11 protein-coding genes are annotated in these 15,447 nt (G+C 58.9%); 1 reads left to right on the plus strand and 10 read right to left on the minus strand.

What is annotated here, in order from left to right:
* Positions 1-60: 60 nt before the first annotated feature.
* The 10 genes from brnQ to sdhC form a co-directional block, all read right to left on the minus strand.
* Positions 61-1,374: a branched-chain amino acid transport system II carrier protein gene (gene brnQ / locus AAEO81_RS20460; protein WP_341958772.1), complete on the minus strand. Its 1,314-nt coding sequence runs from the start codon at positions 1,372-1,374 to the stop codon at positions 61-63.
* A gap of 810 nt (positions 1,375-2,184) precedes the next feature.
* Positions 2,185-3,072 (minus strand): succinate--CoA ligase subunit alpha, encoded by an 888-nt coding sequence (gene sucD, locus AAEO81_RS20465; protein WP_166598542.1) that lies wholly within the window; start codon positions 3,070-3,072, stop codon positions 2,185-2,187.
* Positions 3,072-4,238 (minus strand): ADP-forming succinate--CoA ligase subunit beta, encoded by a 1,167-nt coding sequence (gene sucC / locus AAEO81_RS20470; RefSeq protein ID WP_166598541.1) that lies wholly within the window; start codon positions 4,236-4,238, stop codon positions 3,072-3,074. Before sucC ends, sucD begins: the two co-directional genes overlap by 1 nt.
* Before the next feature lie 215 nt (positions 4,239-4,453).
* Complete coding sequence (lpdA, locus tag AAEO81_RS20475) at positions 4,454-5,893, minus strand: dihydrolipoyl dehydrogenase (protein WP_341958774.1); 1,440 nt, start codon at positions 5,891-5,893, stop codon at positions 4,454-4,456.
* Between the two features lie 160 nt (positions 5,894-6,053).
* A complete protein-coding gene (gene odhB, locus AAEO81_RS20480) occupies positions 6,054-7,292 on the minus strand; it encodes a 2-oxoglutarate dehydrogenase complex dihydrolipoyllysine-residue succinyltransferase (RefSeq protein ID WP_166598539.1) in 1,239 nt (412 codons plus the stop codon).
* A gap of 41 nt (positions 7,293-7,333) precedes the next feature.
* On the minus strand, positions 7,334-10,165 hold the full coding sequence (locus AAEO81_RS20485; RefSeq protein ID WP_166598538.1) for a 2-oxoglutarate dehydrogenase E1 component: 2,832 nt from the start codon (positions 10,163-10,165) through the stop codon (positions 7,334-7,336).
* 342 nt (positions 10,166-10,507) lie between these two features.
* Positions 10,508-11,212, minus strand: coding sequence for a succinate dehydrogenase iron-sulfur subunit (locus AAEO81_RS20490; protein ID WP_296186926.1), 705 nt, complete (start codon positions 11,210-11,212; stop codon positions 10,508-10,510).
* 11 nt (positions 11,213-11,223) lie between these two features.
* Positions 11,224-12,996 carry a succinate dehydrogenase flavoprotein subunit gene (sdhA, locus tag AAEO81_RS20495; RefSeq protein WP_341958777.1) on the minus strand — a complete coding sequence of 591 codons (1,773 nt, stop codon included), beginning with the start codon at positions 12,994-12,996 and terminating at the stop codon, positions 11,224-11,226.
* A gap of 3 nt (positions 12,997-12,999) precedes the next feature.
* On the minus strand, positions 13,000-13,368 hold the full coding sequence (gene sdhD, locus AAEO81_RS20500) for a succinate dehydrogenase, hydrophobic membrane anchor protein (RefSeq protein WP_166598535.1): 369 nt from the start codon (positions 13,366-13,368) through the stop codon (positions 13,000-13,002).
* Positions 13,362-13,736, minus strand: a complete 375-nt coding sequence (sdhC, locus tag AAEO81_RS20505; protein WP_166598534.1) for a succinate dehydrogenase, cytochrome b556 subunit — start codon at positions 13,734-13,736, stop codon at positions 13,362-13,364. The genes sdhD and sdhC overlap by 7 nt, the downstream gene beginning before the upstream one ends.
* 363 nt (positions 13,737-14,099) lie before the next feature.
* Here sdhC and gltA point away from each other — a divergent pair, with 363 nt between their 5' ends.
* Positions 14,100-15,389 (plus strand): citrate synthase, encoded by a 1,290-nt coding sequence (gene gltA / locus AAEO81_RS20510; RefSeq protein WP_166598533.1) that lies wholly within the window; start codon positions 14,100-14,102, stop codon positions 15,387-15,389.
* The last annotated feature ends 58 nt before the right edge of the window (positions 15,390-15,447 follow it).

The raw sequence follows: 15,447 nt of genomic DNA on the forward strand, positions 1-15,447 counted from the left end.
TTATTTTTATTTCGAGAAAGTGGGCAACCCCGCGACTCTGCGCCTGTGCCGCCCTACCCTTTACGCCAGCGCTTCGCTGCGCTTGCCGAGCACACGATCGATCACGAACGCACCGAACAACGTGATCAGCGATGGAATCAACCACGCCAACCCCTGCTCGCTCAACGGCAGATGCGCCACCGCGTCAGGCAGGTATTCACCCAGTCCCGACCCCTTGATCGCATCGATCATCCCGAACAACAACGACACCAACATCACCGGCGCAACGACACGCCCCTGCGCCTGCCAGAAATCCTTGCAGAAGCTCAAGGCTACCAGTGCGATGCACGGCGGATAGATCGCCGTGAGAACCGGGATGGAGAACTGGATCAGTTTGGTCAGGCCGAGGTTCGACACGAGCAGCGAGAACGCGGCCAGCAGGATCACCAGGGTTTTGTAAGACAGCTGCAACACGCGGCTGAAATACTCGGCGCAGGCACAGGTCAGCCCCACCGCCGTGACCAGACAGGCCAGCGAAATCAGTACCGCCAGGAAACCACTGCCCAGCGAACCGAAGGTGTGCTGAACGTAAGCGTGGAGCACCGCGGCGCCGTTGGTGGCCGTCGCGGCGACGGCATGACTGCCGGAGCCCAGACGAAACAGGCTGATGTACACCAGCGCCAGCCCTACCCCGGCGATCAACCCCGCGATGATCGCGTAGCGGGTGATCAGCCGTGGCGATTCGACGCCACGGGAGCGGATCGCGTTGACGATGACGATGCCAAAGACCAGCGCACCGAGTGTGTCCATGGTCAGGTAACCATTGATGAACCCCTGGGAGAACGGCGCCGCCACATACGCAGGCTGTGCCGTCCCGACCTCACCCGCAGGCAAGGCGAACGCAGCGATGCCCAGCACGGCCAGTGCGATGATTTTCAAGGGCGCCAGAAAACGCCCGACGGTGTCCAGCAAACGGCCGGGGTACAGCGAGACCCAGAACACGAGCAGGAAATACACGAGGCTATAAAGGAAGAGCGCCAGCGGGCTTTCGCCAGTCAACGGCGCCAGCCCCACTTCGAACGACACCGTCGCGGTGCGCGGGGTGGCGAACAAAGGACCCACCGACAGATAACAGACCGCCGCCAGAATCGTCCCGGCCACTTTGCCGATGGGACTGCTCAGCGTGTCCATCGCGCCGCCCACCTTGGCCAGCGCAATCACCGTGACCACAGGCAGGCCGACAGCCGTGACGAGAAAGCCCAGCGCCGCCATCCACACATGAGGACCGGCCTGCAAGCCAACGATAGGGGGGAAAATGATATTGCCAGCCCCCACGAACAACGCAAACGTCATGAAACCCAGTGCCAGGATGTCCTGACCTTTCAACACTTTCATCAAAGAAACCACACTGCTGAATCGGAATTAAGAAGAGGATTTCCCAAAGGGTCGAGGGAAATGCGGCCCATCCTTCTGAGACAGACCCGCCGCATGCCGTAGCCCCTTATGAGGGCCAGACCTGCAAAATGGCGCGTAGCCTACCCTATTTGCCGCACTAATACAGGGCAGAGCGACCGCTGAACGCACGTTCGCGTCGCATTTCGGAAATGTCCTACAGCGAAGTCTTTTTTCTGGGATGAAGCAGTCGACGTGAAGGCAAGCACAAGCCTCGACCTGTGGGAGCGAATTCATTCGCGAATCGGGAGGACGACGATGCATCTCTGGCGCCTGAACATTTTTCGCGAATGAATTCGCTCCTACAGGAGAGACCGCGCACAACATAAAGACTTGCGCACGGCATCAAGCCGCGAAGAGCGTTAGCTCCAGCCAGATGCCGTTGCTCTTCGAACACGGAAGATCAGACGCCGCAGAACGCGACTTGGGTGCAGGCCGAACGCAGGCGGCGCGGAGTGGGTCGAGCGGCATGGATGCCGCGAGAGCGCCGCAAGGACATGGATGTCCGTTCGGCGCGGGCCCACGGAGCGTCGCCGGAGAGAGGGAACCCTGACGAAGTCAGGGCCAAACCCGGAGCAAAGCGTTTTTGGTTACTTTTGGGGCGCTCTTGCCAAAAGTGACCCGCCGTAAGGGCGGAACCGTAGGTAGCCATCACCGCAGCAACGGATATTCACGCAAACCCATACCAAAGCTCTAGAAACACAAAAGCCACCCGAAGGTGGCTTTTGTCGATCAGTCAGCGATCAAAGGCAATCAGGCCTTCTTCACTTCCCAACCGGTCAGCTCAGCCAAAGCCTTGCCGATGTCTGCCAGCGAACGCACGGTTTTCACGCCTGCGTCTTGCAGCGCAGCGAATTTCTCGTCTGCAGTGCCTTTACCGCCGGAGATGATTGCACCTGCGTGGCCCATGCGCTTGCCCGGAGGAGCAGTCACACCCGCGATGTAGGAAACAACCGGCTTGGTCACGTTTGCCTTGATGTAGGCAGCCGCTTCTTCTTCAGCCGAACCGCCGATCTCACCGATCATCACGATCGCTTCAGTCTTCGGGTCTTCCTGGAACAGCTTCAGGATGTCGATGAAGTTCGAGCCCGGGATCGGGTCACCACCGATACCCACGCAAGTCGACTGACCGAAACCGGCATCAGTGGTCTGCTTCACAGCTTCGTAAGTCAGGGTGCCGGAACGCGACACGATACCGACTTTACCTGGCAAGTGAATGTGACCTGGCATGATGCCGATCTTGCACTCGCCCGGAGTGATCACGCCTGGGCAGTTAGGGCCGATCAGGGTAACACCCAGCTCGTCGCACTTGACCTTGGCATCCAGCATGTCGAGGGTAGGGATACCTTCGGTGATGCAGATGATCAGTTTGATGCCGCCGAACGCTGCTTCCAGGATCGAGTCCTTGCAGAACGCAGCCGGTACGTAGATAACGCTGGCGGTAGCGCCAGTGGTTTCTACGGCTTCACGAACAGTGTTGAACACTGGCAGGTTCAGGTGAGTGGTGCCACCTTTGCCTGGGGTCACGCCGCCAACCATCTTGGTGCCGTAGGCGATGGCTTGTTCGGAGTGGAAAGTACCTTGCGAGCCGGTGAAGCCCTGGCAGATAACTTTGGTGTCTTTATTGATCAGGACGCTCATTATTTGCCCTCCGCAGCTTTGACAACTTGTTGAGCAGCGTCGGTCAAGCTGGTTGCAGCGATGATGTTCAAGCCGCTTTCCGCCAGTACTTTAGCGCCCAGGTCAGCGTTGTTGCCTTCCAGACGAACAACAACCGGGATTTTCACGCCAACTTCTTTCACCGCACCGATGATGCCTTCGGCAATCATGTCGCAACGAACGATGCCGCCGAAGATGTTGACCAGTACTGCAGCGACGTTGGTGTCGGACAGAATGATCTTGAACGCTTCGGTCACGCGCTCTTTGGTAGCGCCACCACCTACGTCGAGGAAGTTGGCTGGCTTGCCGCCGTGCAGGTTGACGATGTCCATGGTACCCATGGCCAGGCCAGCACCGTTGACCATGCAGCCGATGTTGCCTTCCAGTGCGACGTAGTTCAGTTCGAACTTGGCAGCATGGGCTTCACGCGGGTCATCTTGCGATGGGTCGTGGAAAGTCTTCAGCTTTGGCTGACGATACATGGCGTTGGCGTCGATGTTGATCTTGGCGTCGAGGCAGTGCAGATCGCCGTCAGCCTTGATCACCAGCGGGTTCACTTCCAGCAGGGCCAGGTCGTGGTCCTGGAACAGCTTGCCCAGGCCGACGAAGATCTTGGCAAACTGCGCAACCTGCTTGCCTTCCAGACCCAGCTGGAATGCCAGCTCGCGACCCTGGAATGGCTGAGCGCCAACCAGTGGGTCGATGGTTGCTTTGAGAATCTTCTCAGGCGTGTCGTGAGCGATTTTCTCGATGTCCACGCCACCTTCGGTGGAAGCCATGAACACGATACGACGGCTCGAACGATCGACTACAGCGCCCAGGTACAGCTCTTTGGCGATGTCAGTGCAGGATTCAACCAGGATCTTGGTGACTGGCTGACCGTTGGCATCAGTCTGGTAAGTGACCAGACGCTTGCCCAACCACTGTTGAGCGAACGCAGCTGCGTCTTCTTTGCTCTTGACGAGCTTTACGCCGCCCGCTTTACCGCGACCACCTGCGTGAACCTGGGCTTTGACAACCCACTCGGTTCCGCCGATCTTGTCGCACGCTTCTGCTGCTGCTTCCGGGGTGTCTACTGCAAAGCCCTTGGATACTGGCAGGCCATATTCAGCAAACAGCTGCTTACCCTGATACTCGTGAAGATTCATGCTTATTACCGTCTTCGTTAGGTACTGCGCTTCGGTGCTGCTCGTCTATGCGTGCCGCACCACCTGTGACCGCTTCTCCCGGAAGGTCGCACGCCTGCATGTGAACGCAGGAGTGAAATCCGCCGGGAGTTCGAGTCCGACCAACCTTCCGCGGCAGGCCCTGCGAACAAGGCCTGCGACGGGCGGTCCGTCGTGGTTTTTCTTAGCGTCTTTTGTTAGCGCTTTTTCTTGTTCTGGATGTGGATGGCGTGGCCATTCACTGCCAGAGCAGCTTCGTGCAAGGCTTCGGACAGCGTTGGGTGCGAGAACACCATCATGCCGATGTCTTCGGCACTGGTGCCGAATTCCATGCCGATCGCACCCTGCTGAACCAGTTCTGCCGCGCCTGGACCAATAACGTGTACACCCAGTACACGGTCAGTCTTGGCATCAGCGATGACTTTGACAAAACCGCCAGTGTCGTTCGCTGCCATGGCACGGCCGCTGGCCGCGAATGGGAACTGACCGACGTTAACCTCGACACCTTCGGCCTTCAAGGTCTGTTCGGTTTTACCGACCCACGCGATTTCCGGGTGAGTGTAGATAACCGAAGGGATCAGGTCGTAGTTCATCTGGGTCTTGTGACCCTTGATGCGCTCGACGACCATGATGCCCTCTTCCGACGCCTTGTGCGCCAGCATCAGACCGCGAACCACGTCACCGATCGCGTAGACGCCAGGAACGCTGGTCTCGCACTGATCGTTGACGAAGATGAAACCGCGCTCATCGATGTCGACGCCGCTGTCGGAGGCCAACAGGTCGGTGGTCACCGGACGACGGCCCACGGCCACGATCAGGCGATCGAAGGTGATGTTCTGCTCACCGTCTTTGTCGGTGTAGTTGACGACCACTTCATTGCCGTTGACTTTCGAACCGGTCACGCGAGCGCCCAGTTTGATGTCCAGACCCTGCTTGGTGAACGTCTTCTGCGCTTCCTTGGAAACGGCTTCGTCAGCGGCCGGCAGGAACTTCTCCAGCGCTTCCAGAACGGTGACCTTGGAACCCAGACGCGACCACACCGAACCCAGTTCCAGGCCGATGACGCCAGCGCCGATCACGCCCAGACGCTCAGGCACGGCCTGGAATTCCAGAGCGCCGGTGGAGTCGACGATGACGTTCTGATCGACCGGAGCCGGTGGAATGTCGATCGGACGCGAGCCGGACGCCAGGATGATGTTGTCGGCTTCGATGACTTCAGTGGTGCCGTCAGGCTTGGTCAGCTCAACTTTCTTGCCGGCCAGCAGCTTGCCGTGACCTTGCAGGGAAGTGACGCCGTTCGCCTTGAACAGGCTGGCAACGCCGCCGGTCAGGCCTTTGACGATCTGGGACTTGCGGCCAACCATCGCGGCCACGTCCATTTGCACGTCGCCGGAAATCGAGATGCCATGAACGTTGAACTGGTTCTTGGCTTCGTAGAATTTCCAGGAGCTGTCCAGCAGCGCCTTGGACGGGATGCAACCTACGTTCAGGCAGGTACCGCCGAGGGCCAGTTTGCCCTCTTTATCCTGATACTTCTCGATGCAGGCAGTCTTGAGACCAAGTTGCGCAGCCTTGATGGCGGCCACATAACCGCCAGGGCCTGCGCCAATCACTACCACGTCGAATTTCTGGGACATAACAAAGTTCCTTTAGCTACAAGCTTTAAGCTGCAAGCTGCAAGCTGATCTGCGTTGATCTGCAGATTCAACTCGCGACTTGTACATAAGGGCAATCAAAGCTCCCCGAGCCACACGCCGCTCTGCTTCTGACTTGAAGCTTGCAGCTCGGGGCTGCTTTTTAGATGTCCAGCAACAGACGAGCCGGATCTTCCAGCAGGTTCTTGATGGTCACCAGGAAGGTCACAGCTTCTTTGCCGTCGATCAAGCGGTGATCATAGGACAGCGCCAGGTACATCATCGGACGGATGACAACCTGACCATTGATCGCCATAGGGCGCTGCAGGATGTTGTGCATGCCCAGGATGGCCGCTTGTGGCGGGTTGACGATCGGAGTCGACATCATCGAACCGAAAGTACCACCGTTGGTGATGGTGAAGGTACCACCGGTCATCTCGTCGATGGACAGTTTGCCGTCACGGGCTTTCTTGCCGAAGGTGGCGATGCCGCCTTCGATTTCAGCCAGGCTCATGTGCTCGGCGTTACGCAGAACCGGTACCACCAGGCCGCGGTCGCTGGAGACCGCAACGCCGACGTCGGCATAACCGTGGTAGACGATGTCGGTGCCATCGATCGACGCGTTGACAGCCGGGAAGCGTTTCAGCGCTTCGGTGGCCGCCTTGACGAAGAACGACATGAAGCCCAAACGCACACCGTTATGGCTCTTCTCAAAGAGATCCTTGTACTTCGAACGCAGCGCCATGACTTCGGTCATGTCGACTTCGTTGAAGGTGGTCAGCATCGCCATGTTCGACTGAGCTTCGACCAGACGCTTGGCAACGGTGGCACGAACACGAGTCATCGGAACGCGCTTCTCGGTGCGGTCGCCAGCGGCGAACACAGGAGCAGCCGGTGCGGCGGCAGGCTTGGCAGCAGGTGCAGCAGCCGGAGCGGATTTCTTCGCTTCGATGGCAGCGACCACGTCTTCCTTGGTCACGCGACCATCTTTGCCAGTGCCTTTGACGCTGGACAGGTTGATGCCGTTTTCTTCGGCCAGCTTGCGCGCAGCCGGAGCGCCGATGGCGTCTTCGTCGCCAGCAGCCGGAGCCGGAGCGGCGGCTGGGGCGGCGGCAGGTGCAGCAGCCGGAGCAGCAGCGGCAGCCGGAGCAGCCGATGCAGTGGCGCCTGCGTCCAGAGTAGCGATCAGTTCGTTGGACAGGACGGTGTCGCCCTCGCCTTTCACGATGGAAGCCAGAACGCCGTCGGCTTCGGCCAGCACTTCGAGCACGACTTTGTCGGTTTCGATGTCGACCAGCAGCTCGTCACGTTTTACCGCTTCGCCCGGCTGCTTGTGCCATTTGGAAATGGTGCCGTCGGCAACGGATTCCGGGAAAGAGGGGGCTTTGATCTCAATAGCCATTGTCTGTAATTCCTTAATTCGGTTTCTAGTGCGCGAAGGCGTTAAACAGTGAACGCGTCTTGCAGCAGTTTTTCCTGCTGTTCGGCGTGCATCGAAGCGTAGCCACAAGCAGGCGCGGCAGAAGCATCACGACCGGCATACTCAAGAACGAGGTTGCGGTTGTGGTTGCCAATGCTGCGGCGCAAGTGATGCTGGCTGCTGTACCAGGCGCCCTGGTTCATCGGCTCTTCCTGACACCAGACCACGTTGGTCAGGTTGGTGTAAGGCGCAATGGCCTCCATCAGGTCGTCTTCCGGGAACGGGTAGAGCTGCTCGATACGCACGATGGCGATATCTTCGCGGCCTTCGGCACGGCGTTTTTCCAGCAGGTCGTAGTAGACCTTGCCACTGCACAGAACCAGGCGAGTCACTTTGGCCGGATCGAGGGTGTCGATTTCCGGGATAACCGTCTGGAACGAACCTTCGGCGAGATCCTCAAGGGTCGAAATGGCCAGCTTGTGGCGCAGCAGCGACTTCGGCGTCAGCACGATCAGCGGTTTGCGCAGCGGACGAATCACCTGACGGCGCAACAGGTGGTAGATCTGGGCCGGGGTGGTCGGCATGCACACCTGAATGTTGTGCTCGGCGCACAGCTGCAGGTAACGCTCCAGACGTGCCGAAGAGTGCTCCGGACCCTGACCTTCGTAGCCGTGAGGCAACAGCATGGTCAGACCGCACAGACGGCCCCACTTGTGCTCGCCGCTGGTGATGAACTGGTCGATCACGACCTGTGCACCGTTGGCGAAGTCACCGAACTGGGCTTCCCAGATCACCAGCGCATTTGGCTGGGTGGTCGAGTAGCCGTACTCGAATGCCAGTACCGCTTCTTCCGACAGGAACGAGTCGTACAGGTCAAAGCGAGGCTGACCGGCATACAGGTTCTGCAGAGGCACGTAGGTAGCGGCGTCTTTCTGGTTGTGCAGCACGGCGTGACGGTGCGAGAACGTACCGCGACCGACGTCCTGACCGGTGATACGCACCGGGTGACCTTCAAACGCCAGCGTGGCGTAGGCCATGGTTTCGGCATAACCCCAGTTGATCGGCAGGCCACCGGCTTGCATCTTCTGGCGGTCTTCGTAGATCTTCTGGACCTGACGCTGAACCACGAAGCCTTCCGGCAGTTCCATCAGCTTGGCCGACAGTTCCTGCAGGGTCTTCAGGTCGAAACGGGTGTCGTGACGTGCGGTCCAGGCGTGGCCCAGGTATGGACGCCAATCGACGAACAGTTCCTTGTTAGGCTCTTTGACCAGGCTCTTCACAACGTGCATGCCGTTGTCCAGCGCGTTGCGGTACTCGTCGACCTTGGTCTGAGCCGCTTCGGCCGCAAGGATGCCGCCGGCAGCCAGTGCATCGGCATACAGCTCACGGGTGGTGCGCTGCTTGGCGATCTGCTGGTACATCAGTGGCTGGGTGCCGCTTGGCTCATCCGCTTCGTTGTGACCGCGACGACGGTAGCAGACCAGGTCGATCACCACGTCACGCTTGAACTGCATGCGGTAGTCGATGGCCAGCTGGGTCACAAACAGTACGGCTTCAGGGTCATCGCCATTCACATGGAGAATCGGCGCCTGAATCATCTTGGCAACGTCGGTCGCGTACTCGGTGGAGCGCGAGTCTTCCTGGTTGCTGATGGTGAAACCGACCTGGTTGTTGATCACGATGTGAATCGTGCCACCGGTCTTGAAGCCGCGGGTCTGCGACATCTGGAAGGTTTCGAGTACCACGCCCTGGCCTGCGAACGCAGCGTCACCGTGGATGGAGATCGGCAGAACCTTCTCACCCGTGGTGTCGTTGCGGCGGTCTTGACGCGCGCGCACGGAGCCCTCGACCACCGGAGAAACGATCTCCAGGTGAGACGGGTTGAACGCCATGGCCAGGTGAACTTCGCCACCGGTGGTCATCACGTTGGACGAGAAGCCCTGGTGGTATTTCACGTCACCGGAACCCAGCTCGACCTTCTTCTTGCCTTCGAACTCGTCGAACAGCTCGCGCGGGTTCTTGCCGAAGGTGTTGACCAGCACGTTCAGACGGCCACGGTGGGCCATGCCGATAACGATTTCCTTGGTGCCGTAGGAACCGGAACGCTGGATCAGTTCGTCCAGCATCGGGATGAGGCTTTCGCCCCCTTCCAGACCGAAACGCTTGGTGCCCGGGTATTTGGTGCCCAGGTATTTTTCCAGCCCCTCAGCCGCGGTGACGCGCTCGAGCAGATGGCTCTGAATGTCGGCGGAGTATGCTGGACGGCCACGCACGCTTTCGAGGCGCTGCATGAACCAGTTGCGCTGGTTCGAATCCACGATATGCGTGAACTCGGCACCGATGGTGCGGCAATATGTCTTCTGCAAGGCTTCGACGATTTCGCGTAGGCTCGCCTCCTCCTTGCCGATGAACAGGTCGCCGGCACGGAAGGTGGTATCGAGGTCAGCGTTGGTCAAGCCGTAATGGTTGATCGACAGGTCAGCTGGCGCAGTACGCTTCCACAAACCCAGAGGATCGAGTTGCGCACCCTGATGGCCGCGCATACGGAATGCCTGGATCAGTCGCAGGACTTCGACTTGCTTCTTCTCGTGCTCGCTGCTCACGCTACCGGCGGAGACCGGTTGGGCGCGGCGCTGGTTTTTGCCCAGCAACACGAAATGATCGCGAACCGTAGAGTGCGATACATCGTTGGCAGTGCCACCTTCTGCAGGCAGCGTCTGAAAGTAGGTGCGCCACTCTTCTGGCACAGCGTTAGGGTCGTGCAGGTAAAGCTCATAGAGCTCTTCCACATAGGCAGCGTTACCACCGGAAAGGTGGGCGCTGTTCCACATGCGCTGCATCACGCTTTCTTGCATGCTTGGTCACCCTCGGTTAGGGGACACCATCGACGTCGACACCAAGGCAAACTCACACGGCGGTTCAGCGAATGTATCAATTCGCCGACTGCACCGAGTCGCCAGGGATCACGCAGATAGTCCGGGTACCAGCCCGGATGCCCCTGCTGGTCTCATTTCTTCAAAATAAGAGCCGCGGCCATATGACCGCTGCTCAGGTTAAAACTACAGCGCCGGTTGAAGCCTGCGCCGTAGCGTTTACGGGTACAACATTTCAAATACTGCCATGCATCTGTTGCGTGCATCGATGCCACAAGGTGCAACGAACCGGCCCGTAACGCTTTACGCGTACGGGCCGGAACATCAGATACCGCTGGTAAGAAGCATGCTGCGTACGTGACCGATAGCCTTGGTTGGATTCAGGCCTTTCGGGCAAACGTTTACGCAGTTCATGATTCCGCGGCAACGGAATACGCTGAACGGATCGTCCAGCGATGCGAGGCGCTCCTGGGTCTTGGTGTCACGGCTGTCAGCCAGGAAACGATAGGCTTGCAGCAGTGCAGCTGGACCGAGGAACTTGTCGGGGTTCCACCAGAACGAAGGGCAGGAAGTCGAGCAGCAAGCGCAGAGGATGCACTCGTACAGACCGTCCAGCTTCTCACGCTCTTCAGGCGACTGCAGACGCTCGATGGCCGGAGCCGGCGTGTCGTTCTGCAGGAATGGCTTCACCTTCTCGTACTGCTTGTAGAAGATGCTCATGTCGACGACCAGGTCACGAATGACCGGCAAACCAGGGAGCGGACGCACCACCAGCTTGTTGTTTTTCACCACGGAAGACAGCGGCGTGATGCACGCCAGGCCGTTCTTGCCGTTGATGTTCATGCCGTCGGAACCGCAAACACCTTCACGGCAGGAACGACGGTACGAGAAACCTTCGTCCTGCTCTTTGATCAGTGCCAGTACGTCCAGCACCATCAGGTCTTTGCCACCGGTATCGACGTCGAACACCTGGGTTTTAGGCGCCGAGTCGCTGTCGGGGTTGTAACGATAAACTTCGACTTTCAACATAGCGGCCACCCTTAGTAAGTCCGTACTTTTGGTTCGAACGCCGGAACGGTCTTCGGCGCAAAGTTGACTGCACGTTTGGCAACCCGCTTTTCACCCGGGTAGTACAGGGTGTGGCACAGCCAGTTGACGTCATCACGGTCTTCGAAGTCTTCACGGGCGTGAGCGCCGCGGGATTCGGTACGCGTGTCGGCAGCGATTGCCGTGGCTTCAGCGACTTCCAGCAGGTTCTGCAACTCCAGCGCTTCGATACGCGCGGTGTTGAAGCCCTGGGATTTGTCGTTGATCTTGACGTTGGCGATGCGCGCACGCAGATCAGCCAGTTGCTCGATGCCCTTCTTCATGTATTCGCCGGTACGGAATACACCGAAGTAGTTCTGCATGCAGCTTTGCAGCTCGCGACGCAGGGTAGCGACGTCTTCGCCATCGGTGCGCTCGTTCAGTGCATTCAGACGGCTCAGCGCGAGGTCGATATCGGCCTGGGTCGCTTCATCGTACTCAATGCCGTCGGTCAGCGCTTTTTCAAGGTGCAGGCCAGCAGCGCGGCCGAACACGACCAGGTCGAGCAGCGAGTTGCCGCCCAGACGGTTGGCACCGTGAACCGATACGCACGCCACTTCACCTACGGCGAACAGACCAGGGATGATCGTGTCCTTGCCTTCGGCGTCCATGGTCATGGCCTGACCATGAATGTTGGTGGCAACGCCGCCCATCATGTAGTGGCAGGTTGGAACGACGGGGACTGGCGCGACAACCGGGTCAACGTGCGCGAAAGTCTTGGACAGCTCACAGATACCTGGGAGGCGGCTGTGCAGCACTTCCTCACCCAGGTGGTCCAGCTTCAACATCACGTGGTCGCCATTAGGACCGCAACCGTTGCCAGCGATGATTTCTTTAACCATCGAACGGGCCACAACGTCACGACCTGCAAGGTCCTTGGCGTTAGGCGCGTAGCGCTCCATGAAACGCTCGCCGTGCTTGTTGATCAGGTAACCGCCTTCACCACGGCAACCTTCGGTGACCAGTACACCTGCGCCGGCGATGCCAGTCGGGTGGAACTGCCACATCTCGATGTCCTGAACCGGAACGCCTGCACGCAGCGCCATGCCGATACCGTCACCGGTGTTGATCAGGGCGTTGGTGGTGGACGCGTAGATACGACCCGCGCCGCCGGTGGCCAGTACAGTGGCCTTGGCCTTGATGTACATGGTTTCGCCGGTTTCGATGCAGATGGCGATCACGCCGACGAATGCGCCTTCAGCGTTCTTCACGAGGTCTACAGCGTAGTACTCGTTCAGGAACGTGGTGCCGGCTTTCAGGTTGCCCTGGTACAGGGTGTGCAGCAGTGCGTGACCGGTACGGTCGGACGCTGCGCAGGTACGAGCAGCCTGGCCGCCCTTGCCGAAGTCCTTCGACTGACCACCGAACGGGCGCTGGTAGATACGACCCTGTTCGGTACGCGAGAACGGCATACCCATGTGGTCCAGCTCGTAAACGGCTGCCGGACCTTCCTGACACATGTATTCGATCGCGTCCTGGTCACCGATGTAGTCGGAACCCTTGACGGTGTCGTACATGTGCCAGCGCCAGTCATCGTTCGGGTCGGCCGAGGCGATGGCGCAGGTGATGCCACCCTGTGCGGATACGGTGTGGGAGCGGGTCGGGAAGACCTTGGTGACGACAGCGGTCTTGTGACCACCCTGCGCCAACTGCAACGCAGCGCGCATGCCCGCACCGCCGCCACCAATGATGATGGCGTCGAATGAAAGTGTATTGATGTTAGCCATGAATCAGATACCCCAAAGAATCTGCACACCCCAGACGAAGTACGCGAACATCACGACGCCGCATACCGCCTGGAACAGGAAACGCACGGTCAACGCGGACTTGCCGAAACTCATGGGAGTCAGGTAGTCGGTCGCGATGGTCCACATGCCGACCCAGGCGTGAGCGCCCAGGGCAACCAGGGCCAGCAGACTGAAAATGCGCATTCCGTTATGGGAGAACAGACCGTGCCACGTGGCATAGTCGATGCCAGGGTGCGCGACCAGGTATCCGATCAGGAAAATGAAATAAGCCGCGAGCACTACAGCGGAGACGCGTTGCGCCATCCAGTCATAGAGGCCCGAACGAGACAGGTTCGTAACGCTGGTTACCATATCCAAACTCCCGCCAGAACGATCAGCACCACGGAGATGGCGATGACGATTTTCGAGCCCAGCTTGCCGCCTTCCAGCGTCTCACCGACACCCGTGTCCATGATCAGGTGACGAACACCTGCCACAAGGTGATACAGCAGGGCGGACAGAAGCCCCCATGCGATGAACTTGGCCAGAGGGCTGGTCAAGGTCGCCTTCATGTCGGCAAAGCCTTCTTCAGAACCCAGCGACTTGCTCAATGCGTAGAGCATGAAGACAAGGCCGATGAAGAGGATGATGCCGGAGATGCGGTGAAGGATCGACGTGATCGCAGTGATGGGGAGTTTGATGGTCCTTAGGTCTAGGTTTACAGGTCGTTGGCTTTTCACGGCTTTTTTTCACACTGAAGAGCCCCTAACAATCAGGGCAAGTTGTTGGGAAGTGCACTGGTCAGGTACCCACTACCCAGGAAGTGACGACACCCAGAAAAACGGGCCTGCAAGCCCCTGGCGGTCGGGTGCCGAGTATAGACAGTTAGCCCGCTAATGACAACGCACAGACCCGCCCCTAATGGCGGATTGCTTTAGCGCGATAAAAGGCGTAAATGGCAGGGAAATTCGAGGAAAACCTTGGGTTAAAGCCTTCTGCCACAACGCTTTTGGCAAATTGACTTTAGAATTTATCTCACTATAGTGATGCGGGCCCTGCGTGGGGGGCCTGTCTGATGATTTGAAGCATTAATAGGAGGCCACATGGCTGACAAAAAAGCGCAGTTGATCATCGAGGGCGCAGCCCCCGTCGAGCTGCCCATTCTGACCGGCACCGTTGGTCCCGATGTAATCGACGTACGCGGCCTGACCGCCACCGGACGCTTCACATTCGACCCAGGCTTCATGTCGACCGCCTCATGCGAATCCAAGATCACCTATATCGACGGTGATAACGGCATTCTGCTGCATCGTGGCTACCCGATCGAGCAGTTGGCCGAACAGTCGGACTACCTGGAAACCTGCTACCTGCTGCTGAACGGCGAACTGCCAACCGCCGAGCAAAAGGCCCAATTCGTCGTCACCGTGAAGAATCACACCATGGTGCACGAACAGCTGAAAACCTTCTTCAACGGTTTCCGTCGCGACGCTCACCCGATGGCTGTCATGTGTGGTGTAGTCGGCGCCCTCTCGGCGTTCTACCACGACTCGCTGGACATCAATAACCCGCAGCACCGCGAAATTTCCGCAATCCGCCTGGTCGCCAAGATGCCGACCTTGGCCGCAATGGTCTACAAGTACTCCATGGGTCAACCCATGATGTACCCGCGCAATGACCTGAGCTACGCGGAAAACTTCCTGCACATGATGTTCAACACGCCGTGCGAGATCAAACCGATCAGCCCGACGCTGGCGAAGGCCATGGACCGGATTTTCATCCTCCATGCCGACCACGAACAGAACGCTTCGACCTCCACCGTCCGCATGGCCGGCTCCTCGGGCGCCAACCCGTTCGCCTGTATCGCTGCCGGTATCGCTGCATTGTGGGGCCCTGCCCACGGCGGCGCCAACGAAGCCGTGCTGACCATGCTCGATGAAATCGGCGATGTCTCGAACATCGACAAATTCATCGCCAAGGCCAAGGACAAGAACGATCCGTTCAAGCTGATGGGCTTCGGTCACCGCGTTTACAAGAACCGCGACCCGCGCGCCACCGTGATGAAACAGACCTGCGACGAAGTTCTGCGCGAGCTGGGCATCACCAACGACCCGCAGTTGGAACTGGCCATGCGCCTCGAAGAGATCGCCCTGACCGATCCGTACTTCATCGAGCGCTCGCTGTACCCGAACGTCGACTTCTACTCAGGCATCATCCTGAAAGCGATCGGCATTCCGACCAGCATGTTCACCGTGATCTTCGCCTTGGCACGCACCGTCGGCTGGATCTCGCACTGGAAAGAAATGCTCTCCAGCCCGTACAAGATTGGCCGTCCACGCCAGCTGTACACCGGCGAAGTCTCCCGCGACATCGTTGCCCTGGCCGACCGCAAGTAAGCGCAAACGCCAGCAAGCGACATCCCATAAAAAAGGCTGCCAGTGGCAGCCTTTTTTA

Source organism: Pseudomonas sp. RC10 (assembly GCF_038397775.1).
Classification (GTDB): Bacteria; Pseudomonadota; Gammaproteobacteria; order Pseudomonadales; family Pseudomonadaceae; genus Aquipseudomonas; species Aquipseudomonas bambusae.

What these genes read in the sequence shown, in the direction of transcription:
- brnQ (WP_341958772.1), bottom strand. Translation starts at nt 1,374, where the DNA reads ATGAAAGTGTTGAAAGGTCAGGACATCCTGGCACTGGGTTTCATGACG.
- sucD (WP_166598542.1), bottom strand. Translation starts at nt 3,072, where the DNA reads ATGAGCGTCCTGATCAATAAAGACACCAAAGTTATCTGCCAGGGCTTC.
- sucC (WP_166598541.1), bottom strand. Translation starts at nt 4,238, where the DNA reads ATGAATCTTCACGAGTATCAGGGTAAGCAGCTGTTTGCTGAATATGGC.
- lpdA (WP_341958774.1), bottom strand. Translation starts at nt 5,893, where the DNA reads ATGTCCCAGAAATTCGACGTGGTAGTGATTGGCGCAGGCCCTGGCGGT.
- odhB (WP_166598539.1), bottom strand. Translation starts at nt 7,292, where the DNA reads ATGGCTATTGAGATCAAAGCCCCCTCTTTCCCGGAATCCGTTGCCGAC.
- AAEO81_RS20485 (WP_166598538.1), bottom strand. Translation starts at nt 10,165, where the DNA reads ATGCAAGAAAGCGTGATGCAGCGCATGTGGAACAGCGCCCACCTTTCC.
- AAEO81_RS20490 (WP_296186926.1), bottom strand. Translation starts at nt 11,212, where the DNA reads ATGTTGAAAGTCGAAGTTTATCGTTACAACCCCGACAGCGACTCGGCG.
- sdhA (WP_341958777.1), bottom strand. Translation starts at nt 12,996, where the DNA reads ATGGCTAACATCAATACACTTTCATTCGACGCCATCATCATTGGTGGC.
- sdhD (WP_166598535.1), bottom strand. Translation starts at nt 13,368, where the DNA reads ATGGTAACCAGCGTTACGAACCTGTCTCGTTCGGGCCTCTATGACTGG.
- gltA (WP_166598533.1), top strand. Translation starts at nt 14,100, where the DNA reads ATGGCTGACAAAAAAGCGCAGTTGATCATCGAGGGCGCAGCCCCCGTC.